At 47.9% G+C, this 22990-nt stretch carries 21 protein-coding genes; 14 read left to right on the forward strand and 7 right to left on the reverse strand.

Annotated features, from left to right (window positions below; translation table 11 throughout):
- Positions 1-138 precede the first annotated feature (138 nt).
- Together mtnA and mtnK are read right to left on the reverse strand one after the other, a co-directional pair.
- Entirely contained in the window at positions 139-1248 is a 1110-nt protein-coding gene (gene mtnA, locus KJS69_RS14150) for an S-methyl-5-thioribose-1-phosphate isomerase (RefSeq protein WP_213584433.1), read from the reverse strand.
- Between the two features lie 93 nt (positions 1249-1341).
- On the reverse strand, positions 1342-2544 hold the full coding sequence (gene mtnK / locus KJS69_RS14155) for an S-methyl-5-thioribose kinase (protein WP_213584434.1): 1203 nt from the start codon (positions 2542-2544) through the stop codon (positions 1342-1344).
- Positions 2545-3039: 495 nt separating this feature from the next.
- On the opposite strand from mtnK, the gene sufC reads away from it, so the two are divergent.
- From sufC to sufB, 5 genes are all read left to right on the forward strand, one after another.
- Positions 3040-3828: a Fe-S cluster assembly ATPase SufC gene (sufC, locus tag KJS69_RS14160; protein ID WP_213584435.1), complete on the forward strand. Its 789-nt coding sequence runs from the start codon at positions 3040-3042 to the stop codon at positions 3826-3828.
- 128 nt (positions 3829-3956) lie between these two features.
- Complete coding sequence (gene sufD, locus KJS69_RS14165) at positions 3957-5252, forward strand: Fe-S cluster assembly protein SufD (protein WP_213584436.1); 1296 nt, start codon at positions 3957-3959, stop codon at positions 5250-5252.
- Positions 5252-6478: a cysteine desulfurase gene (locus tag KJS69_RS14170; protein ID WP_213584437.1), complete on the forward strand. Its 1227-nt coding sequence runs from the start codon at positions 5252-5254 to the stop codon at positions 6476-6478. The genes sufD and KJS69_RS14170 overlap by 1 nt, the downstream gene beginning before the upstream one ends.
- The gene (gene sufU / locus KJS69_RS14175) at positions 6465-6890 is read left to right on the forward strand and encodes a Fe-S cluster assembly sulfur transfer protein SufU (RefSeq protein ID WP_213584438.1); all 426 of its coding nucleotides are present in this window, start codon (positions 6465-6467) and stop codon (positions 6888-6890) included. The genes KJS69_RS14170 and sufU overlap by 14 nt, the downstream gene beginning before the upstream one ends.
- A gap of 34 nt (positions 6891-6924) precedes the next feature.
- Entirely contained in the window at positions 6925-8322 is a 1398-nt protein-coding gene (gene sufB / locus KJS69_RS14180) for a Fe-S cluster assembly protein SufB (RefSeq protein ID WP_213584439.1), read from the forward strand.
- Between the two features lie 306 nt (positions 8323-8628).
- Here the strand turns inward: sufB and KJS69_RS14185 are convergent, their stop codons facing one another.
- Together KJS69_RS14185 and KJS69_RS30275 are read right to left on the reverse strand one after the other, a co-directional pair.
- Positions 8629-8787 carry a hypothetical protein gene (locus KJS69_RS14185; protein ID WP_213584440.1) on the reverse strand — a complete coding sequence of 53 codons (159 nt, stop codon included), beginning with the start codon at positions 8785-8787 and terminating at the stop codon, positions 8629-8631.
- A gap of 292 nt (positions 8788-9079) precedes the next feature.
- On the reverse strand, positions 9080-9229 hold the full coding sequence (locus tag KJS69_RS30275; protein ID WP_374706639.1) for a DUF6199 family natural product biosynthesis protein: 150 nt from the start codon (positions 9227-9229) through the stop codon (positions 9080-9082).
- Between the two features lie 591 nt (positions 9230-9820).
- Here KJS69_RS30275 and KJS69_RS14190 point away from each other — a divergent pair.
- From KJS69_RS14190 to ytvI, 7 genes are all read left to right on the forward strand, one after another.
- The gene (locus KJS69_RS14190) at positions 9821-10330 is read left to right on the forward strand and encodes an LptM family lipoprotein (protein ID WP_213584441.1); all 510 of its coding nucleotides are present in this window, start codon (positions 9821-9823) and stop codon (positions 10328-10330) included.
- 308 nt (positions 10331-10638) lie between these two features.
- Positions 10639-12084, forward strand: a complete 1446-nt coding sequence (locus KJS69_RS14195) for a bifunctional metallophosphatase/5'-nucleotidase (protein WP_249730527.1) — start codon at positions 10639-10641, stop codon at positions 12082-12084.
- 79 nt (positions 12085-12163) lie between these two features.
- A complete protein-coding gene (locus KJS69_RS14200; RefSeq protein ID WP_213584442.1) occupies positions 12164-12982 on the forward strand; it encodes an undecaprenyl-diphosphate phosphatase in 819 nt (272 codons plus the stop codon).
- A gap of 171 nt (positions 12983-13153) precedes the next feature.
- Positions 13154-15421 carry an MMPL family transporter gene (locus KJS69_RS14205; RefSeq protein ID WP_249730528.1) on the forward strand — a complete coding sequence of 756 codons (2268 nt, stop codon included), beginning with the start codon at positions 13154-13156 and terminating at the stop codon, positions 15419-15421.
- 116 nt (positions 15422-15537) lie between these two features.
- Positions 15538-16641: a radical SAM/CxCxxxxC motif protein YfkAB gene (gene yfkAB / locus KJS69_RS14210; RefSeq protein WP_213584443.1), complete on the forward strand. Its 1104-nt coding sequence runs from the start codon at positions 15538-15540 to the stop codon at positions 16639-16641.
- A gap of 205 nt (positions 16642-16846) precedes the next feature.
- Entirely contained in the window at positions 16847-18178 is a 1332-nt protein-coding gene (locus KJS69_RS14215) for a hemolysin family protein (protein ID WP_213584444.1), read from the forward strand.
- A 23-nt stretch (positions 18179-18201) separates the two neighbouring features.
- Positions 18202-19236, forward strand: a complete 1035-nt coding sequence (ytvI, locus tag KJS69_RS14220) for a sporulation integral membrane protein YtvI (RefSeq protein ID WP_213584445.1) — start codon at positions 18202-18204, stop codon at positions 19234-19236.
- Between the two features lie 143 nt (positions 19237-19379).
- Here ytvI and KJS69_RS14225 read toward each other — a convergent pair whose 3' ends face one another.
- The 3 genes from KJS69_RS14225 to KJS69_RS14235 are packed head-to-tail and all read right to left on the reverse strand — an operon-like array spanning position 19380 to position 20484.
- The gene (locus KJS69_RS14225; protein ID WP_213584446.1) at positions 19380-19949 is read right to left on the reverse strand and encodes a manganese catalase family protein; all 570 of its coding nucleotides are present in this window, start codon (positions 19947-19949) and stop codon (positions 19380-19382) included.
- Positions 19950-19997: 48 nt separating this feature from the next.
- Complete coding sequence (locus KJS69_RS14230) at positions 19998-20261, reverse strand: spore coat protein CotJB (protein WP_213584447.1); 264 nt, start codon at positions 20259-20261, stop codon at positions 19998-20000.
- 19 nt (positions 20262-20280) lie between these two features.
- The gene (locus KJS69_RS14235; protein ID WP_213584448.1) at positions 20281-20484 is read right to left on the reverse strand and encodes a spore coat associated protein CotJA; all 204 of its coding nucleotides are present in this window, start codon (positions 20482-20484) and stop codon (positions 20281-20283) included.
- Positions 20485-20861: 377 nt separating this feature from the next.
- On the opposite strand from KJS69_RS14235, the gene murC reads away from it, so the two are divergent.
- Both murC and KJS69_RS14245 read left to right on the forward strand, forming a co-directional pair.
- On the forward strand, positions 20862-22148 hold the full coding sequence (gene murC / locus KJS69_RS14240; RefSeq protein WP_213584449.1) for a UDP-N-acetylmuramate--L-alanine ligase: 1287 nt from the start codon (positions 20862-20864) through the stop codon (positions 22146-22148).
- Positions 22149-22271: 123 nt separating this feature from the next.
- Positions 22272-22937, forward strand: a complete 666-nt coding sequence (locus KJS69_RS14245; RefSeq protein ID WP_213584744.1) for an HAD family hydrolase — start codon at positions 22272-22274, stop codon at positions 22935-22937.
- The last annotated feature ends 53 nt before the right edge of the window (positions 22938-22990 follow it).

A 22990-nucleotide genomic window follows, 5' to 3' on the forward strand; every position in this document is an offset into this window, starting at 1 on the left:
AAGAATAATGAAACTGTCTCATTTGGCGGATAATGGTCGTTCATGACCGTTACCGTTTCACCATCCTATCTTTCGTCTGGCCTTCAGTTTTTTTTGCAATATTTTTATAATGAAACAAGGCAAGATCAGAGCATTAATCTATTGAAAAAGCTTCGGTAAATTTTCTTTGTAGGATGGACGAACAATCCCTTTCTCCGTAATGATCGCCGTTACGTACTCGTTAGGCGTTACGTCAAAGGCCGGATTGAATACTTTAACGCCCTGCGGGGCCGTTCTTTTGCCGAAGCCCTCGGTAATCTCGCTCTCATGCCGCTCCTCAATCGGAATTTGCTCTCCCGTCGGAGTGTTCATGTCGATCGTGGATAATGGACTGGCAACGTAGAACGGAATTCCGTGCGCCTTGGCGAGAACGGCGACACTGTAGGTGCCGATTTTGTTAGCCACATCGCCATTGGCCGCAATCCGGTCGGTTCCGACAATGACTGCCTGAATCCACCCTTTGGCCATCACCATGCCCGCCATGTTGTCACAGATTAAGGTGACATCAATGCCTGCCTGCTGCAGCTCAAAGGCGGTCAGACGGGCTCCCTGCAGAACCGGACGAGTTTCGTCGGCGAATACTTTCAGCTTCCAGCCCTGCGCTTTCGCCAAATAGAAGGGAGCCAAGGCCGTCCCATATCTCGCGGTGGCCAATCCTCCCGCATTGCAGTGGGTCAGGACACCCATCCCGTCCTGGAACAAGGACAGGGCATGCTCTCCGATCAAGCGGCAGGTGGTCTCGTCTTCCTCCTGAATCCGCACCGCTTCTCGCAGAACCGCCTTCTTCAGATCGTCAATGCTTGAATCCAATACGTCTGCCGTTCCCCACCCGGAGGCGAGGCGGCGGATTCGATCCAGCGCCCAGAACAGATTGACTGCTGTCGGACGGGAGGTAGCCAGCCGGTCTGCCACTTCATTGACCTTGCGTTCCAGGTCTAATCGACGTTCACGCTCGGAGCTTCCGACAGGCTCGTAATGGCGAATCCCGAGATACACCCCGTAGGCGGCCGCTATGCCGATAGCTGGCGCTCCCCTTACTTTCATGGAGAAGATGGCTTCCCATACTTCCTCCGCTTCCTGCAGAGCAAGAAATATTATTTGTTCAGGAAGCAGTCTTTGGTCCAGCATCTCGAGATAATCCCCGGTCCAGCGAAGCGAAGCCAGCTCCCGCTTCTCTCGATCCGCGGCTGATTGACTAGTTGTATTCATATGCGAAACCTCTTTTCCAATCTGTTATTACAGTAGATTCATTTTCACCGTGCTTCTATGAAGTTTACATGACGATAAAATGTATTATAGCAATTATTGAGCCGCTTGTTCCGCAATGGCAATAACTTCATCGATAGATTCGGCTTGGCGATGCAGCTTAATCAAGGATCTGCCTATTTCAATCGCCATAATCTCCGCTTGGGTGCGAGCTTTCGCATCCTCGATCGTATCTATATCGGCAACATGAGCCAGTCCGACGATCCGGCGGATCATTTTGCACCCGGCAAAGCCGATCGTATCCCGCAGCACCTTCTGCAAATAATACTCCCGGTAACCGGGAACGCGGGCCATTCGGTCCACGGCGTCCTTCTCCCACAGCTGTTGAAAAGTTTGGGAGAAATGCTCCCACACTTCACGTACTGTATTAAGCAGATAACGGCGGTATTCGGCTCGCTTGTCGGCCTCCTTCATCCAGCCCTCCTGACCCGCATAATTCAACAGCAAATTAGCCACAACAGCTCCAATGTCGAAGCCCATAGGACCATAGTAGGCAAATTCCGGATCAATCATTTTTGTCGATTCCGGTGTGATAAAAATACTTCCCGTATGCAGATCCCCGTGCAAGAGGGCCTCGGCATGAGTCAGGAAAGCTTCTCTGAGCAAGGCCACTTCATAATGAAGCTCCTCATCCTGCCACAGCCGCTCGACTTCTTCACGAATTAGCGGATTAAAGTTATTGTTCTCCGAATCCGTGTACGGATCATCGAAGATCAAATCCTCCGTAATCTTGCACAATTCCGGGTTGATGAATTGTTTGACCTGCAGTTTCTTCGCTTGCTGATTCATCCCGAGGTCGGACGTGTAGAACAGGGTATGCGCCATAAATTTTCCAACGTGCTCGGCGAATAGCGGGTAACGATTTCCTTCTATTAATCCTTGACGCATAATGACATGGTCGCTCAAGTCCTCCATAACTGTAAGGGCAAGCCCGGAATCATAGGCGTACACTTTAGGGACAAGCCCCGGGCATAACGAAGCCTGCAGTTGGAGTGCCTCGCTTTCGATCCTCGCGCGGTCCAGGGTGAGCGGCCATGATTCTCCCACCACCTTGGCATACGGAAGGGCTTGCTTCATAATAATACTCTTGTTGTTATTTCTGTCGGTAATATGGAACACGAGATTCAAGTTGCCATCACCGATTTCACGAACGGATAATTGTGCATCCGGGGCAAATAAATCCGGCAGATCCGCAGCATATTGGACAGCTTCTTCAAGCGATAGGGGATGATAGGACATCGAGACTCCTCCTCCGATTAATTAAGATCAATTCGAATGCCGATCAACGGGCACTCAAATTCTTTTTTCTATAGTATATGACAGATTTGTTCAATAGGGGAATCTTTAATTTTAAGGGAACAGGTAGGAATACATTGAATTAGAATGCCAAGCTATTTTTTGGGCTTTCGGCCTATCCAATTTCCTTGCCGGAGTAGCGGCCTGATGATCATTGGCCCCAATTGTATTCATAAATTTGCATTATTTTGACTTATGATCCTATAATGGAGGAAGAATAGCTTGGAAAGCTTGCCTGGGCATCAGCAGTCTTCTCATTGAAACGCCGGCTGGATGCTGAGGGAGTGGTGTTGTTGAACGTTGTTGAAAAATATACGCCGTACACTTTATTGATTTGAGGAAGTAAGCTATAATGATAATATAGATTGAGAATCACTGATTATCATTTAGAATAATTATCATCAAAAAATCACTTTAACTGTGGAGGTAATGGTAAGCATGGCAAACGCAGTCAACTTTAAAATAGACGGCTTGAAGGCAACCGTCGAAGGAAAAGAAATTTTAAAGGGAGTTAATCTGGAAATTAAGGGTGGAGAAGTTCATGCCGTAATGGGCCCGAATGGTACGGGAAAAAGTACGCTGGCCTCCGCTCTGATGGGGCATCCCAAATACGAAGTAACGGACGGCAAGGTCACTCTGGACGGGGAAGATGTATTGGAGATGGAAGTGGATGAGAGAGCCAGAGCCGGTTTATTTTTGGCTATGCAATATCCAAGTGAAATTTCCGGAGTGACGAATTCCGACTTTTTGCGCAGCGCCATTAACGCCCGCCGCGAAGAAGGCAACGAGATTTCTTTAATTAAATTTATCCGCCAAATGGAGAGCAAGATGAAAGAGCTGGAGATGAATCCGGAATTTGCTCATCGTTATTTGAACGAAGGTTTTTCTGGCGGGGAGAAGAAACGAAACGAAATTTTGCAAATGATGCTGCTTGATCCGCGGCTCGTTATTTTGGACGAAGTGGACTCGGGTCTGGACATCGATGCGCTTAGAATTGTAGCAGACGGGGTTAACTCGATGCGCAGTGAAGAACGCGGATTTTTGATCATTACTCACTACCAACGTCTGTTGTCTTACATTAAGCCAGACTTTGTTCATGTTATGATGCAGGGGAGAATCGTTAAGTCCGGAGGACCGGAGCTTGCGGAGCGTCTCGAGAGCGAAGGATATGATTGGGTTAAGGAAGAGCTGGGTATTGTCGACGAAACGGTCGGACAAGAAGCTTAATTAGCGAAGAGTCCCGGGCCCACAAGTTGAATCTATACATTCTCTCGGCAGCAACAAACACATGTTCACAAGATTGGATTATGCAAAGAAGAATGCTTGCTTTCGGCAAGCTGGTAGGAGGAATATAGATGAGTACGCAGACCATTCTTCCAATCGACCGCAATTCCGTAATCGATCATTCCAAAGGCAACAACGAACCGGAATGGATGACGAACCTTCGTTTGCAGGCGCTGGAATTAGCAGGACAATTGGAATACCCTGTATTGGAAAAAACTAAAATTGACCGGTGGAAGCTGGACGCCATTAACTCCCGCAGCGTGGCACAGTCCACCCCGATTCAAGAGCTTCCGGAAACGGTCAAGACTTTGCTGGAAAATCAGAATGATCCGCTTGTTTTCAACAACAGCGCTGGCGAAACCTTTAGCAGGCTTCCCGAAGAATTAGCGAATCAAGGGGTTATCTTCACCGATTTGAATACAGCTTTACAGCAGCACGGTGATTTGATCCAACCTTATTTTATGAAAGCAATCCAAATGGATGAGCACAAATTTGCGGCTCTTCATGCGGCATCGTGGAATGGCGGAGTCTTTCTGTACGTGCCTAAAAATGTCGTTGTGGATGTTCCTCTTCAGGCTCTCCTTATGACAGACGGCACGAACGCCGCTTATTCTCCCCATATTCTTATTATTGCGGAGGATAACAGTTCGGTTATTTATACGGATAGCCTGGTTTCCGCTGCTGGAGAAGGAGAGCAATCCGCTAACGCGGTTGTCGAAGTATTTGTCAAGCAAGGAGCCAAGGTTCATTTTTCCACGGTGCATCAAATGGGCGATCATATGATCGATATCGCCTATCGCCGGGCAGTTGTCGAGAAGGATGGCTCCATTGAATGGGTGGTTGGAGAGATGAATAGCGGCAATAGCGTCTCCGACACCACCTCGGTACTTGAAGGTGCCGGAGCTAATTCCGACGCCAAAGTGATTTGTGTAGGAGTCAATGACCAATCGTTAAACCTGACGACCCGGGCGGTTCATATTGGCAAAAATACGCACAGTGAAATGGGTACCCGTGCGGTCATGCGTGACCAATCGACTGCGATCATTAACGGGATTACCAAAATCGAGAAAGGCGCTACCGGAGCTCATGGCGAGCAAACGGAGAGAGTTTTGATGCTCAGCCCTGAAGCGCGTGGCGATGCCAATCCGATCCTGCTGATCGATGAGGATGAGGTTACGGCTGGACATGCGGCCAGCGTGGGCCAGGTGAACCCGGATCACATTCACTATCTGATGACCAGAGGAATCAGCAAGGAAGATGCGGAGCGGCTCATTATTTACGGATTTCTGGCCCCGATTGTGTCCGAAATCCCGCTTGAGAAGCTGGAGCAACGGCTTCGTCAAGTTGTCGAAAGGAAGCTGCTCTAATGGCGCTCCTACAGGTTCGTGAGCTGTTCCCCATCCTTAATCAAGAAGTAAACGGTCATCGATTAGTTTACTTGGATAGCGCGGCCACCGCACAGAAGCCTATTTCGGTCATTGAGGCGATGAACCGCTATTACAAAATGGACAACGCTAATGTTCATCGCGGCGTGCATACGCTTGGTTCAAGGGCTACGGACGCTTATGAAGGGGCGCGCGAGAAGCTGAGGCAGTTCATTAATGCCCGTTCCAGCGAAGAAATCATCTTCACCCGCGGTACGACGACCGCCATTAATCTGGTTGCAAGCAGTTATGCTCGTGCGGTTTGCGGGGAGGGCGATGAAATTGTTCTTACGCCTATGGAGCATCACAGCAATCTCATTCCGTGGCAGCAGGTAGCCAAGGCAACCGGCGCCACGCTGAAATATATTCCGCTCCAGCCGGACGGAACTATTCGTCTGGAGGATGTGGAGAAGACCATTACAGACAGAACCCGGATTGTATCTGTTACGTATGTATCCAACGTTCTGGGGGTTATTAATCCAATCCAGGCCATAGTGGAGATCGCTCATCGTCATGGGGCCGTCATCATGGTAGATGGAGCCCAAAGCACTCCTCATATGAAGGTGGACGTCCAGCATTTGGATTGTGATTTCTATACATTGTCCGGCCACAAAATGTGTGGACCTACCGGAATCGGGGCATTGTATGGAAAGAAGGAATTGCTGGAGCAGATGGAACCGATCGAGTTCGGCGGAGAAATGATCGATCATGTGGATCTGTACGAATCGACCTGGAAGGAGCTCCCCTGGAAGTTTGAAGGCGGAACTCCGATCATCGCCGGCGCTGTTGGGCTGAGTGCCGCCATCGACTTTCTCAACGAGATCGGTATGGATAATATCGAGAAGCATGAGAAGGAACTGGCCGCTCTCGCTTTGGACCGCATGTCAGCGATCCCGGATTTGCAGATATATGGGCCTTCCGTGAATCGTGCCGGATTAATTACGTTTAACCTGGGCGATATTCACCCTCATGATGTTGCTACTGTGCTAGATGCTAATGGAGTAGCGATTCGCGCCGGTCATCACTGCTGCCAGCCGTTAATGCGTTGGCTTGACGTTTCTTCTACGGCCAGAGCGAGTTTCTATGTATATAATTCAGAAGAAGATATTGATCGGTTAATTCAAGCTTTACTACAAACAAAGGAGTACTTTGGTCATGCAATTGGATGATTTATACCGCAGAGTCATTATGGATCACTACAAAAACCCGCGGAATCGCGGAAGCTTTGAAGACGGCGGTATGACAATTGAACTGAATAATCCCACCTGCGGCGATCGGATCGCTCTTCAATTGAAGATGGAGAACGGAATCGTCCAGGATGCTCGTTTTCAAGGGGAAGGATGTTCAATCAGCTTATCCTCGGCGTCTATGATGACCGATGCGATCAAAGGAAAAACATTCGAGCAAGCCCTCGCCATGGCGGAAAGCTTCTCCGGCCTGATGAAGGGGGAGGATGTCGAATTTGAATATGAAGACATCGAAGCTTTGTCCGGAGTTAACAAATTTCCGGCCCGGATCAAATGCGCAACCTTGGCTTGGAACGCTATGCGCAAAGGAATAGATAAGGCGAAGGACGACTAAAAGTAACTATATTATTTATGGGAGGGAATCAAAGATGGCAAAAAAGATGCCTGAATTGGAAGAATACAAGTATGGTTTCCGCGACGAGCATAAGGCTGTTTTCCAATCCGGTAAAGGGCTGACGAAGGAAATCGTTACCGAGATCTCCCGCATGAAGAATGAACCGGAATGGATGCTTGAGTTCCGTCTTAAATCTTTGGAGCAATTTTTCAAGATGAAGACACCAAGATGGGGCGGAAATCTGGATGATCTGGATTTTGACGATATCCAATACTACGTCAAGCCTTCCGAAAAACAAGGGAAGACGTGGGAAGAAGTTCCTGCGGAAATTAAAGAAACGTTTGATAAGCTCGGGATTCCTGAAGCGGAGCAGAAGTTTTTGGCCGGGGTTTCCGCTCAATACGAGTCCGAGGTTGTTTACCATAATATGCAGAAGGATCTGGAAGATCAAGGGGTTATCTTCATGGATACCGACTCCGCATTAAGGGAACATCCCGAATTGTTCCGTAAATATTTCGGTACAGTCGTTCCTCCATCGGACAATAAGTTCGCCGCCTTGAACAGCGCGGTTTGGTCCGGAGGCAGCTTCATCTATGTGCCTAAAGGCGTTAAGTGTGAAATTCCGCTGCAGGCCTACTTCCGGATCAACTCCGAGAATATGGGACAATTTGAAAGAACGCTTATCATTGCCGATGAAGGCAGCTTTGTTCATTACGTTGAAGGCTGTACCGCACCGATATACAGCACGAACTCTTTGCATAGCGCGGTAGTTGAAATTCTTTGTCTGAAAGACTCCCGTGTTCGCTATACGACGATCCAGAACTGGGCTCCTAACATTTACAATCTGGTCACGAAGCGTGCGGTAGCCGAAGAGAATGCGAATATGGAGTGGGTAGATGGGAATATCGGTTCCAAGCTGACCATGAAATATCCGGCTGTTATCTTGAAAGGCCGGGGAGCCAAAGGCTCTGTTCTCTCCATCGCTGTAGCTGGACGCGGGCAACATCAGGATGCCGGAGCCAAGATGCTTCATTTGGCCCCGGAGACGACTTCGACTATCGTCTCCAAGTCGATTAGTAAGCATGGAGGAAAAGTATCTTACCGCGGCCTGACTTCCTTTGGACGCAACTCGCAGGGGTCTAAAGCCAACATTGAGTGCGATACTCTGATTATGGATAAAGAGTCGACATCCGATACGATTCCGTACAACGAAATCAAGAACGATAATGTTACTCTTGAACACGAAGCAAGAGTGTCTAAGGTATCCGAGGACCAGCTCTTCTATTTGATGAGCCGCGGGCTGTCGGAGGAGGAAGCTACCCAGATGATCGTTATGGGCTTCATCGAGCCGTTCACGAAGGAGCTTCCAATGGAATATGCGGTAGAGATGAATCGATTGATTAAATTCGAGATGGAAGGCAGCATCGGGTAATACCCTACAAACGGTTGCAGCAAGGTTTTCCGGGTTTAAATATAAGCTTTGATCCTATTTTGACCCATTTTATCGGACGTACTGCTCATAGAGGGATAGTGCGTCCTTTTCTATTTTATCCGTCACGTCAGGTAATTTGTCCCGTTGTCTTGATGCTGGCATGGCCGAGTCGCTCGGTTATTCTTTAGAACAATATCATCCCAGGTAAGTGCGAGGGCCTCTCCAAGCGTAAGCCTGTGCGCGAGCCAAAAGACAGAACAACACAACCTAATGGCCAAGGTTGATACTTGTCATTCTTAGGCGGTATTATTTTCTCCTTCTAACGCGGCTAATGATGCGACATTTCCCCTCATCGCTGTCTTCATAAATGCGGAACATAACTTCCACATCAAACATCAACATAGGAACGATGACGTTGCCATATACGGCATAGTCGAGATGCGTTAGCTGCTTTAGAGCGCTCATGTCGTTTCTTCCTCCCTGATTGCATTTAATAACCTCTGGATCTTAACGACCTTTTTCGAAATGATGTTAATATCGGGAGGGAACTGCTGACCCCCTCCGAAAAATTATTTGTGCTTACACTGTTTCTGCGTTTAGCAGAACAGTTCGTGGGCTCATCAGTCAACTTGTACCGCTTGATATTTCAGCCTAGAGCATATCTGTCGCACACCACTCTCAGAGAGTGTTCTTTTTTTATTCGATTTTTAAAGTAGTATATAGATAAAGATACCAGTAATGCCTATAATACTACACATTATCCCCCAAAGCGTGTATTCCATAGGTAGAGCTCTGATGGCTCTGTAGCATCCCTAGATGCCCACTTTGCAGTAATTCTCCAGAAAAGTTTAGTCTTGAAAAGCATTAATGATCCTACAAATATAAGAAAAATGCTAACGAAAATCATTGAAATCAAGCCTCCCCCGATTACTGAAGATTGTGTAATCAATTACGGATTGGTAAGATATATGTTTCGAGTTGTATATAAATTAATCCTCTTATTAGTAGAAATAGAAATATTCCCAAGCTCTTGGACTTCAGGAATATTGTAGAATCAATTATGAAATTACTTAGTGATTGGGAAAGCGCCAAACTAATTGGATTTCATACATCTAAATAGGCCAAATCAGCCGATTATTGCAATCTAATTGCAAATCATACAGTTAGATCGGACAAAAATAGCCCATCTATCTCAATTTCTCATTTCTTACTGCAGTTATTCCATCTAGTCCAGCTTTTCTGCGAGTAAAACCAAGAAGTACCTGTATATAATCCATTTAGTCGGGCAAAAAAGAACGTAACCACCATGACGAACAGGCTGCCAATGATTTCGGCAGCTAGTTGGCGTAAATGGCACCATGTCAAACAGAGCTCCGCATTTAAGTAGTTCGCTAGTTCCATTTACCTAGATAATAAATAAACAAATATACTGATTGGAAGCAACTTCTTTGTTTGATATACTAATCGTTCGACTATTTAAGACACCCGGAGGTCCAGTATGAAACCTATTAAATTAATGACGCTTGTATTGATTGCAGCTCTAGCCTTAACAGGCTGCGGCCGAAGCGGGGCCAAATTATTGGACAAAGTAACATCAGCGCAAGGAGAAACGCAAACTCCGAAGCCTTTACCTTCCCCTGACCTAACCGAAGATGAGAAGATCAAAGCGCAAGTGACAGATATCGTCAAGAATAAACTCGGTTTTTCCATCGAAACCATTGAAGTGAATAGAGTCGCTGATTCTGTCGATTCAGAGGCTTACTCTGTCTCGATCTATCTCACCTATACCGCAAAAAGCATTGCTGAAACGACGAAGGATATGATTAAGAAATACAATAATGAAATAGGAACAAAGGCTGCAAGAATAGAGGGTATTCATCAATTGGACATCTTATGGGAAGTCCCTCACCTGAAAGAGGACGGAGAGATTGTCAAAGCCAACCTTCTGAAGGAAAATAATCAGCTAGAATTCGTGGAAATATGGTTTGACGAGAATATTTTCGAATAATTTAAATCGAGAAGGTTTCGTTAGCTTACAATCAGGAGAATCATAATCAATAACTAAGGAATGCTTGATGCAAGCATTCCTTTAGTTTTCTCTGGCTCAAAATCGATACTTTCACTATGGCGTTTATCTTATCGGGGGGATAATCCCGACATGGAGTTTCTATGCAATCCCCACATATCATTAAGGGATTGTAAAAGAATAGTCATAGGAGGAACATCTTAAGGAAAATTTATGGTGTAATTTGTGTTTCGATTTCTATTATAATAAACAGGATGGGTGAAATTTTCAGCCCGAGAGGGGGACGTAACTTGCCAGGCGATATGCACAAGCTCATTATTTTGCACACTAACGATATTCACAGCCATTTTGAACAAATGCCCAAGATAGCTACAGTCATTCGCAAGCTTAGACAAAGCTATCCGTCTGACGCTGTCATTACTGTAGATGTAGGCGATCATATGGACCGGATGCGGCTGGAAACGGACGGCACCGGCGGGCGGGCTAATGTGGAAGTAATGAAGGCCACGGGCTATGATTTGGCTGTTCCCGGCAATAACGAAGGGCTGACCTTAACTATGCGGCAGCTGGAAGAAGCTTACACCCATGCGAATTTTGATATATTGGCGAGCAATATGGGGATAATCCCGTCAGGACAGCTTCCTTACTGGCTCAAGCCGTTCCAAATCAAGGAATGGTTCGGAATGAAAATCGCCTTTATCGGAGTGACTGCCTACTACCCCGACTTTTATCAGCTGTTGGATTGGAAGCTAAGTGATCCCTTGCCAACGATTGAGGCATGGGTAGGGCGACTTAAGCAAGAAGTCGACAGTATCGTCGTGCTATCTCATCTGGGCTTGGCTAATGATCAACGGATGGCCGAACAAATTCCTGGCATCGACCTCATTCTCGGGGCTCATACACACCACTTGCTGGAGCAGCCTCTCCGTGTAGGAGAAACTTATATCGGAGCGACGGGCAAGTTTGGCCAGTATGTCGGGGAGATGGTGCTAACCTACGACACGTCTCGTAAACAGCTCCAACAAATAGAGGGGAGATGTGTTGCAGTCGAATCGTATGAGGACGCGGAAGATATTGTCCAGATTATCGATCAATTCAAAGAGAAGGGCACGGCTTACTTAAGCTCGACGATTACCAGTCTGAGTCGTCCTTTAACGGTAGCCTGGAGACAGGAATCATCTTTGGGAAACTTGCTTGCTTCCGGAGTCCGTCGTTGGGTGGATGCAGAGGTAGGAGTAGTCAATGCGGGTCAATTGCTAGGTGGCCTGGAGGAAGGTCCGGTTACCAAGCTGCAGTTGCTCCATATTTGTCCATCTCCGATCAATCCATGTAAATTCTGGTTGCGGGGGGACCATCTGGCGCTCGCCCTGGAGCAATCGCTCCTGGATGAATTTATGGACAAGGAGATCCGCGGATTTGGCTTTCGCGGCAAGGTTCTAGGAACTCTGTGCCTGGACGGAATCGACGTAGCTTATGATGCAGCAGCCCCGGCGTACCATAAAATTAAAGAAATTCACATTAACGGTGTACCGTTGGAGCCAGGAAAACAGTATCGTGTCGGCTCACTAGATATGTTCACCTTTGGAGTAGGGTATTTGTCCCTGAGCAAGGGAACGGAGACCCAATATTTTTTGCCGGAGTTTATTCGTGAAATACTGGAAGCCCAGTTAAGCTATGGGATTGATTATGACCGCTTCTCTGTTCCGAGATGGAGAGAAATAGGAGCAGCCCATTGAAGAAATGGATTAGGTGTAGTAATGGAAGGCTCGTCATACAAATAAAGTAATGGGATGAGGACAGGAGGAGAAGCGTGCTATGCTGGAATTATGGAAAGCGATCATTGTCGGAATAGTCGAGGGACTGACCGAGTTTTTGCCGGTATCTTCTACCGGCCACATGATTCTGGTAGGTCATCTGATCGATTTTAGAGGGGATAAAGCGGATACGTTCGAAATTGCGATTCAGCTTGGAGCGATTCTGTCCGTCGTTGTTCTTTATTGGAAAAGGGTGCTTCGTCTATTCGGCATTCAAGACCGCTCCGAACGGCTGCAGCCGGGCCCCAGGCTGAATTTGCTGCATATTCTGATCGGGATCGTGCCCGCTATGGGATTCGGCTTTTTAGCTCACAAATACATCAAGCTTTTGTTCATGCCGGAGACTGTCGTCATTGGTCTGATCATGGGAGGGATTTTTATGATTATAGCCGAAAAACAAAGCCCCCCTGTAGCGGCCGAGACGATGGATGGCATTACATACAAGCAGTCGTTGTATATTGGTGTGGCCCAATGCTTGTCCTTGTGGCCCGGATTTTCACGCTCCGGGGCTACCATTGCTGCGGGAATGCTGGCCGGCACGAGCCGGGGAGCAGCAGCGGATTATACTTTTTTAATGGCGATTCCGATTATGACCGCAGCTACCGGGTACGACCTGCTTAAAAATTATAGTTTGTTCTCAACAGAAGACTTGCTGCCCTTTATCGTTGGCTTTTTGGTTTCCTTTGTGGTTGCTCTTCTAGCCGTTGCGACATTCATTAAATTAGTGTCCAGGCTTAAGCTCACGTATTTTTCCTATTATCGGTTCGTACTGGCCGCCATTGTTATTCTTTATATGGCCATTGGCGGTTTCAGTTATTAATTTCAAGCATTCAAACGGGAATGTTGGGAGGGGTCATGAAAAGCTCTGTAAAGGGCTTTTTTTGATTATTTGTTGGACTTGCCGTTTGCTTACCGGGACAAAAAATGGGAAGATGTTGTTATAGGATCGGCCATAATAATAGTGCATGCGCGGAGCCGAAAACGTGGCTTCATGACAAGAATGACCATGGATATCGAAGTCGTAACGGGGGATGGATGGATGCGGGAAAAAGCGAGTAAAGGGATATTTTGGTTGTGGGGAGACGCGATGTATCGTTTCCGTCACTGGGTAACCGGACTATGGATCGTTATACTGCTATCCATGGCTTTTTTTGCAGTACAAGCTCCTGACTTGTTTAAAGACAACGGTTTTACGCCTAAAGGCAGTGAATCGGATGCGGGGATGCTGGCATTGGAGGAGAAGCTCGACATTCCGATAACAAATTACGTTCTTGTGTACTCCAGTGATTCGCTTGATTTAACGAGCCCGGAGGCGGTAACGACTATATTGGATTCTCTTGCCCCCGTCCAACAGCTCCCTTATGTAACGGATATCGCGATTAATCCGTCTGCCCGTATAGCAGGTCAAGAGCATATTCAATCCGTCAACGTATCCCTTCGCTTGTCTACGGATGAGGCATTGGATAAATATAAGGAAATTAAGGCTGGAATCGCCGCCCCGCAAGGGATGAAGGTCGATATTACCGGAGGAGCCCCGATTCTGCATGATATGCAGGTGGCGACCAAGAAGGACATTGTCAAAGCTGAAATAATCGGTCTGCCCATCGCTTTGCTCGTGCTGCTGCTTATCTTCGGTACGGTGCTGGGTGCTTTGCTGCCGCTCGTTGTTGGCGTGGCCAGCGTAACGACAACGCTCGGAATCACGTATTTCATCGCTCAGAATTATTCGCTGTCGAACTTTTTGCCTAACATGGTGACCATGCTCGGCTTGGCAGTAGGGATTGATTACGCCTTGTTCATGGTCAGCCGTTTCCGGGAAGAGCTGGACCGGAAACGGGATGTTCGCGAAGCGGTGGCGATGACCTGTCAAACGGCGGGAAGATCGATTTTTTTCTCCGGAGTGGCCGTATTAATCGGACTTCTCGGCATGCTGTTCATTGAACTGAACATCTTCCGCACCCTTTGTTTGGGAGGAGTGCTGGTCGTGTCTCTGTCCGTCATCATTGCCAATACTCTGCTGCTCTCCTTGATGGCGATTTTTGGACAGAGCATTAATCGATTTAATGTCATTCCCGCTCGTTGGAAAAAACGGCCCGCCTCTCATCTCTGGGGCCGGATAGCTTATTGGGTAATGAAGCGTCCAGTTCTATTGGTTGTCCTTATGAGCGGAATCTTGGTTACGTTTATGCTCCCGATTGGCGATATGAAGCTGGGTCTGCCGAGTGCAGGCATGCTTCCTCCGAGCTATGAGTCGAGACATGGAGATGACCTGCTGACCCAAGCTTACGATGCGCGGGAAATGAATCCGATCCAAATCTACTTGGAAACGGAAGAAGAGGTATGGACGGAAACTTCTATACGCGAGCTCTCCGCCTATGCTGACAAACTCGCAGAATTGGATGGAGCTCAAGAGATCAAGAGCATGCTGACGGCCCTGGACGGCGTTCCGCTGGAACAAGTGACGGCGATGTTGGGGCGGGAAGAAGCGCGTGAGAAGCTGCAGGAAGCGAAGCTCGCCAAAGATCATTCCTCCTTGATGATTGTCATTCCGAATCAGGATCCGGAAGGCAAGGAAACCGAGCGGCTGGTAGAACAAATCCGGCAGCTGGATACCGGAGGAATGCAGGCTCTGGTGACAGGCGGACCGGCTTACCGGCTAGATATGCTCGGTCGGATTAACGACCGTATCCCCGTCGTGGTAGGATTTGTTATGGTCGCGACTTATTTTGTTCTGCTGGCCGCTTTCCGTTCTGTGTTGCTCCCGCTCAAAGCGGTTTTGATGAACGTGCTCAGTTTGGGGGCGAGCATCGGAATTGTTGTCGCTGTATTTCAGAAAGGCATTATGGCGGACGTGCTTCACATTACTTCAACGGGCTATGTGGATGCAACCCTTCCGATTATCATTTTTTGTGTAGTCTTTGGAATATCAATGGATTACGAAGTCTTTTTGCTCTCCCGCATTGCCGAAGAATACGAGAATACCGGAAATAACGAAGCCAGTACGGCGGAAGGCCTGAAAAAAACAGGAAGCCTGATCACTTCGGCCGCATTTATCCTGATCGTTGTCGTCGGCTCCTTTATTTTTACCGACATTCAAATTATTAAAGCTCTCGGTCTCGGCTTGTCTTTGGCCGTCCTGCTCGATGCGACCCTGATCCGGGTCATCGTCGTTCCCGCCTTGATGAAGCTGCTGGGAAAAGCGAATTGGTGGGCCCCTCGCTGGATGCGGAGGAAGCCACGGGAGTTAAGAAGAGTTTAACTTTAGGAGACGTTAAGTTACAATAAAGATCGGGGTTACTTTTAGTTCCACTTATCTAGCTAGAGATAACCCCTTGCTTAATGGTCTACCAACAATAAAGTCAGGTGTGAATTGATATGAAAGCAGCTATGAATCCCCAGCTCGATCCGTGGGATCCGATTTTTTCCTTGCAGGAGCATGGTGAGCATGTCCTGACAAGTGTAGAGTTGACAGTCACTAATCTGTGTAATATGCGCTGTGAGCATTGCGCTGTCGGCGATGAGCTTGTGATGAAAGAAGATGCCAAGCTCCCGCTTTCCTTCATTCTGAAGAAACTGGATGAAGTGAAGCATTTGCAGACGATCAGTCTAACCGGAGGGGAGCCTTCCTATAATGAGGAGACGGTCCGGAATTATATTGTGCCAATCCTGAAATACGCACAGGACAGAGGAGTGCGTACCCAGATCAATTCCAACGTCACCTTGGATTTGTCTCGATACGAGCTAATGGCTCCTTATTTGGATGTGCTTCATATTTCCTTCAACTATTTAAGCGCTGATGATTTTCACCAAATCGGTTTTGCCAATGCTACCCATGAGGTCAGAAGAAGCACCGCCGTAAAAATGTATGAGAGAATGATCGATAATACCCGGGCGCTAAGTCAAGCAGGCTTGTTCGTTTCCGCTGAATCGATGATTAATTATCGGACTCACGACCGGTTGTCCGATATTCATAAGCTCATCGTGGAGATGGGCTGTCGGCGTCATGAGGTTCATCCGATGTATCCCAGCTCCTTTGCTGCTCACTTGCCCAAGCTCCCGCTGGATTTGCTGCGTCAGTCCATATCCGATTTGTTGGACGGCCGGGATCCGGACGTATGGATGCTGTTCGGAACGCTGCCTTTCTATAGCTGCAGCAGCGATCCCCGGGATCGGGATTTGATCCAAAGGCTGAGGATCGAGCCCAATGTGACGGTACGCAATGATCCCGACGGACGCAATCGGTTGAATGTCAACCTGTTTACCGGGGATGTGTACGTAACTGATTTTTCCGATCTATCCTCCTTGGGCAATGTTCATTCGGACAAACTGGATGATGTGTTTGCCAGATGGCTGAGCCATCCTCTGAATCTGATGGTTAACTGCCATTGTCCACAAGCCCGGTGCTGCGGGCCCAATCTATTGGTGGCCGATGCATACTATCCAGAAGTCGACTTTAAACAACGCAAGGCCGTTATATAATCTCACCACGCTCTTCTTCGCAATCATTCTACCTCATCTCCTTCATCTGGCCCGACCATCTTCTGCCGATTCATTCAGAGGATGGCCGGGTATCCAATGAATAACCCTCTGTTCCTTCTGCCTGTAATTCCGGTATGATTCCGGGCAAAAGTTGGGACAATACGCAAGAGGTGTTAATCTCGGATAGCAAAGGAGAATTATACCATTGGACGCTCAATTTGAATTAGGGACCCTCTTTTGGAATATCGCCCTCGTATTATTTCTCGTCTTTTTGAACGGTTTTTTTGTCGCTGCTGAATTCGCATTTGTTAAAGTCCGGGCTACCCGGCTGCAGGAGCTGGCTAACAATCAATTGGCCAAAGCCAAATATGCCCTCAAGGTAACGGACAAGCTGGATGCTTATTTGTCGGCCACCCAGCTGGGGATTACGCTGGCTTCCCTTGGCTTGGGTTGGGTCGGGGAGCCGGCGATTTCGAGACTGGTCGTCGACCCTTTGCTTGCTGTCTTCGGTTGGAACAACGCACTGTTCAGCCACACCCTTTCTTTTATACTCGCCTTTGTCATCATTACTTTTTTACATATCGTGTTGGGAGAACTCGCTCCCAAATCGCTCGCTATTCAAAAATCAGAATCCACCTCACTTTGGCTCGCTGGCCCGTTAATTATATTCTATAAACTATTCTTTCCGGTTATTTGGTTATTGAACGGGACCGCTAACTTGCTGTTAAGATGGATAGGCATTGAACCGGCTACGGAGCAAGAGGCGCATACAGAGGAAGAAATCCGAATACTGATGAATCAGAGCGCCAAGAGCGGACATATCAACAAAGATGAAATGAAGCTTTTTGATAACATATTTGAATTTTCCGACCGGCTGGCCCGTGAAGTGATGGTGCCCCGGACGGATATGGGCTGCTTGTTCACAGACCTGTCTTATGAAGAGAATATGAATTTCGTCTATCAATCTAAGCATACCCGCTATCCGGTAGCTGTAGGGGACAAGGATGAGATCATTGGTTTCGTCCATATTACTGATTTGCTAACAGCAAGTCCGGACGAGGAGCATGACCTGACTACTTTCCTGCGGCCCATCCTCGCTGTGCCGGAGGCAATGGAAATCAGCGATGTTCTGAGAAGGATGCAGAAGCGCAGATCCCAGTTGGCCATTGTCATAGACGAATACGGAGGAACGGCCGGACTGCTGACGACGGAAGATATATTAGAGGAGATCGTTGGAGAAATTCAGGACGAATTTGATGAGAACGAGCGTCCGGATATCGAGGTCAGGGACCAATACATTTCGGTTTCGGGGCGATTACTGCTAGAAGAGATTAACGAGCTGCTGCATGTTTCCATTGACGATGAGGAGGTGGACTCGATTGGGGGCTGGCTGTTTAAAGAATTGGAAGGGATGCCGGCTAAAGGAAAATCCGTTGAAGCTTCCGGGCGCCTATTCGAAGTCGCGGAGCTTGACCGGCTGCGTATTACTAGGGTGAATATTTATCTGCCGGGGCAATCCCCGCGGCCCAATAGCTGATTCTACCGTGAGGAGTGTAGGTCATGTCCGTTAAATCGATTATGCTGGCCATTGTCGGTATTCTGTTGCTCTATCTGCTATTTACGGTGGGGGCTCCGTTTTTGCTCGCCATCCTCATCGCTATTTTCCTTGAACCCCTTATTCAGCTTGCCGTTAAAATAAAAGGGGTCAACCGTTTGCTGGCTTCCTCTGTCATTTGCTCGCTCTTCCTGCTGCTCCTGTTCGGAATCTCTTATGGACTGGGGGCCAAGGTATACGTCGAGACGATCCAGTTCTCTAAAAAAGCTCCGCGGATTATGGACGACGCGAATTTGCTGCTCAAGGATGCCATGAATCATATTTATGCCATGCTGGATACGTTATCACCCGGATTAACCGAACAGATTGAAACTGCGTTGGGCTCCCTTCTTTCCTCACTGTCGTCTATTCTTTCCGAGTTGTCAGGTTACTTGTTTGCTGTCGCCAAAAGCATACCGACTTTGTTCGTTTCTTTCCTTGTTTTCCTCATATCCCTTTATTTAATTTCACTGCAACTGCCTTCGATACGACAATCCTTCCTTGCCCTGTTTGAAGAAAGCTCGCGTCAGAAAATGGCCTCCGTCCTGGAAAATTTACGCAAGGCGATCTTCGGATTTTTCATCGCTCAGCTTATTCTTAGTTTAATTACCTACGTGATCGTGCTAACCGGCTTGCTGATCATGCGAGTGGAATATGCCCTCGCCATTTCATTTCTGATCGTTGTCGTCGATATTTTGCCTATTCTGGGGACGGGCTCGGTGCTGGTTCCATGGTCGCTCTACAGCTTGCTTGTCGGCGATTATTTTTTGGCTGTCGGCCTGCTTATTCTGTTTCTCGTTATTACGGTCGTCCGCCGGATTATGGAGCCGAAGGTACTGGGCAATGCGGTAGGAATCGGAGCTCTTTCGGCCTTGATCAGTCTCTTCGTTGGCTTTAAATTAGTCGGAGTGGTCGGCTTGTTCCTCGGCCCGGCTGTCGTCATTATCTATAAGGCGATGCGTCAGGTAGGACTGCTACAAATCAAAATTAAGCTGGAATAAACCCGGTGAAATTTATATGGGCAATATACTGACCGTTCCGCGAGCTCTTGTTGATGAAAAAATGGCGCTGTTATACGCCTTTTACTTGTGATTACGCTGCATGCATCGTTGTTTGACGCACTTGCGGCCACTGCCGGTGTTTTTTAGAATATTCTTTTCGTCTGTTGTTCAGTCTTTAATATCTCGACCGCTTCCCGGAAGCGAAGGGAATGAACGATTTCTCTTTCCCGCAGAAATTTCAGGCTGTCCTGTAAATCAACGTCGTCAGTCATATCAATAAGCCATTGGTAAGTGGCTCTGGCTTTTTCCTCGGCCGCAATGTCCTCGTACAAATCCGCAATCGGGTCGCCTTTGGCTTGAATATAGGTAGCCGTCCACGGGACACCTGCGGCATTGCTATAGAATAATGCTCTGTCATGATTGGCGTAATGCTCACCCAATCCGGCTGCCTTCAGCTGCTCGACGGTCGCATCCTTCGTCAGCTTATAGACCATCGTCGCAATCATTTCGAGATGGGCAAATTCCTCCGTTCCAATATCTGTCAATAATCCGATGACTTTATCCGGAATTGTATATCTTTGGTTGAGATACCGCAAGGCTGCGGCCAACTCTCCATCGGCCCCCCCGTACTGTTCGATCAAATATTTAGCCATCCGGGGATCGCATTTACTGACGCGAACCGGATACTGCAGCTTTTTCTCATAAATCCACATATAGAGCTCCTCCCATTTTCTTTACGTTCTCCCGCTTTCTCTACTTTTTCATACCTGCCAAGGCCATGGAGCTTCTGCCCATTGCCAGGGATAGCGGGTAAAGCTGTGACCAAAGTGCATAAGCGGACCGTATTCCTGCTCGAATTGGCCAGCCAGCTTCTGCCTTTGCATCGCCAGTTGATTATATTGCTGAATGGCTTGACGATCTCCCGGATGGGTGTCTAAATACAGCGTCAGCTCGACGAGCGCAAAATCGACCTCCTGCAGCTCCCTAAGTTTCCGATAGTAGGTTTCATCCAATGTCTTGTGCATTTGCCGTTCCTTCTCCTTTCTAGCGTTTGCTTCCATACGGGCTGTAAAGAGCCGGCCATAAAGTGCCCAGCCTCAATGCATCCGGCAGACTGTGCTGGGGTAAATTAGGGGGTTGATACGGAATGTATAATTGAGGCGGCGTCTCGTATGTCTTTACTCTTATCGGCGGACAAGGATCGTGCGGCCCGATAAACGGATAATAAGTTTTAACCTGGGTGAACATGGTCGCATGGTTCCTCCTTGCTGTGTAATATTTTGGGCTCTCCTTACTACGATATGACAATCGCCCACATTTGGATTGGGCTCCAGCCCCTATTTTGTATTGCAAGGCAAAAATCAGAGAATCCCCGCTATATGCGCCCCAAATTTCCGGGAGAATTGCAGCAGTTTCCTCGGAATTTAATCTAAATGCGAGTTGCTATATGTTTGGAAGGAGGACTAATGCGGATCATTGAAAAGACACACGAGGGTAGGAACGTTCGATGAGGCCATTGAAGAGACGATTGAATACAGTATAATGTAGATTAAGTAATATGCAGGTACAAACGGGAATTACATACCAATCATCCAAATGAAGCAGAGAATAGGGAGGTTTATTGTATGGGGAATTATCACTTAATCGGAATTAAGGGCAGCGGGATGAGTGCGGTCGCACAGATTTTAGACGATCTGGGGCATCACGTTCAAGGTGAAGATATCGAAGCTCCTCTCTTTACCCAAATTCCGTTGGAAGCTAGAAAGATTCCAACCTATTCTTTTGGTCAAGCGCCGTTAACACGCGATATGACTGTCATTGCATCTAATGCGTTTGCTGACACGCACCCGGCTTTGGTCCGCTGCGAACAGCTGGAAATTAACGTACAACGGTATCATCAATTTCTTGGAAATTGGATGAAGAACTATACCAGTATCGCAGTTACCGGTTCTCATGGAAAGACTACGACTACGGGAATGATGGCCCATGCTCTTGGTGCGGTTGAGCCGGCCTGCAGTCTTATTGGAGACGGCACAGGCATAGGAGCGCAAGACTCCCGTTTATTTATATTCGAAAGCTGCGAGTACAAAAGGCATTTTCTTGCGTATCGGCCTGAAATAGCAGTCATTACCAACATCGATTTCGATCATCCGGACTATTACGCCGATCTGGCGGATGTCCAGCGGGCATTCGAGGAAATGGCCGCCTTAGTAGGAAACAAGCTGGTTGTATGCGGCGACGACGAGAATGTGCGCTCGCTTAAAGTCGATAAAGAGCTTCTGTACTATGGGTTCGAACCATGTAACGAGCTGCGAGCCAGCGCTCTTGTCGCAGAGGGTCACGGAGTAGCTTTTGATGTGTATTGGCGCGGGGCAAAGCTGGATCGCTTCTTCATACCAGCCTATGGACGGCATAACGTCCTCAATGCTTTAGCGGTTATCGGGGCGGGCCTTGCATTGGAATTGAATCTGGGAGAGATTAAAGGCCATTTGGCGACATTTCCCGGAGTCAAACGGAGATTTTCGGAGAAAGAATGGAACAGCAACATTGTCATTGACGATTATGCTCATCATCCGTCCGAAATAAGAGCGACGCTGGAGGCGGTAAAAAGCAAATATCCGCTCAGAAGGATTGTGGGGGTATTCCAGCCGCATACTTACAGCCGGCTGGAGAAATTGCTCGATGATTTCGCTCTATCCTTAAGAGGGGCGGATGATGTTTATTTATGCCAAATATTCGGTTCGGCCCGCGAAGAGCAGGGGTCCGTCTCCATAGAGCATTTGCTTGACAGAATTCCTAATGCGCAGCTCATCTCGGAAGCGACGGTAACCGACTTATTGACGTATACAGATTCGGTGCTGGTTTTTATGGGGGCGGGGGACATCCAGAAATATCAAACTATTTTTAGATGATGTATAATATCCCTTATGTCAAATTGAAACCCCTTATGCTTGATGGCTAGGGGAGTGAAATTATTTATTTTCTTATAAATATAAATACTCAGGAACACAAGGAAGGGAGTCATAATTTTGACGATGAAACCAGAACGTCCAGAGGCCGCCATTTTTGATTTGGACGGCACGCTATTCCAAGCTGAAACGTTAATGATTCCGGCATACTACGCCGCTTTTGACCATATGAGAAGAGAAGGGGATTATTCGCAGGACACTCCTCCCGTGGAAAGGCTGCTGGGAGGACTGGGAATGGTTCTTTCCGACATATGGGAGAGGATCTTGCCCGGAGAATCCGTGGAGCTTCACCATAGAGCGAATGATCTGCTGCTGCGTTACCAGAAGGAACTGCTCGATCAAGGCGAAGGCTTATTGTATCCGGGAGTAGCTGAGGTGCTGGAACGGTTGCGAGAGAAAGGAGCAAGACTTTTTATCGCCAGCAATGGAATGGAGCATTATGTCAAGTCCGTCGCTAAAGCCAAAGGAATAGACCATTATTTCGAAGGCTTGTACAGCGCCGGAGAATTCAACACGCCATCCAAGGTCGAGCTAGTCCGGCTATTGATGCTAACAGAAGGAGTAAGCGGCGGCTGGATGGTAGGCGACCGGTCCTCCGATGTGGAGGCTGGCCGCGGCAACGGTCTGCGGGTAATGGGCTGCCGTTACGCCGAGTTTGGTCAGGCGAGCGAGCTGGAGGGAGCTGACGCCGTCATTAGCGACATCCGGCAGCTGCCGGATTATTTGCTCTAAGCAGAGCGTCATACATAGCAGAAACACCGTCCTTGCCAAACTCTCGGACGGTG

The organism is Paenibacillus sp. J2TS4 (assembly GCF_018403245.1).
Taxonomy (GTDB): Bacteria; Bacillota; Bacilli; order Paenibacillales; family NBRC-103111; genus Paenibacillus_L.